General features: G+C 50.9%; 1 protein-coding gene. It reads right to left on the bottom strand.

The window, feature by feature from the left end:
- Positions 1–393: AMP-binding protein (locus AAC147_RS08900; RefSeq protein WP_047686374.1), on the bottom strand; the 393-nt coding region annotated here is incomplete at both ends.

Raw genomic sequence — 393 nt, 5'->3', positions numbered from 1 at the left:
CGTGGTAAACGTCGTTCCCTCACTCGGCCCATAGCCATTCAATAACTGCTGAGGCGGGCTATTACGCAGAACCTGAGCGATCACATGCGGATTAAGAACATCCCCTCCAACAATCAAGATATTGATCTGTGGGAGAACCGGAGACAACTCCGCTGCCAGTCGGTTAAACAATCCAACCGTCAGCCACAGGACAGTAATCCGATGGGTCTGTAAAACCTGTATAAACGCCTGAGGTGTCAATAAGGTTGCATGGTCGATGACCACCAGCGCGCCACCGTTAAGCAAAGGCGTCCAGACTTCGAAAGTACTCGCATCGAAAGCCGGATTAGCGGTAAAGGCAACCCGGTCATCCTGTCCGGTTTCAGCATAACCATTATTGATAACCAACCGAAC

Origin of the sequence: Xenorhabdus sp. NBAII XenSa04, assembly GCF_963866145.1 — a bacterium.
In the GTDB taxonomy this organism is placed as follows: domain Bacteria; phylum Pseudomonadota; class Gammaproteobacteria; order Enterobacterales; family Enterobacteriaceae; genus Xenorhabdus; species Xenorhabdus indica.
Note: the sequence above shows the minus strand (reverse complement) of the source record. Positions and strands in the feature narration are given on the sequence as shown.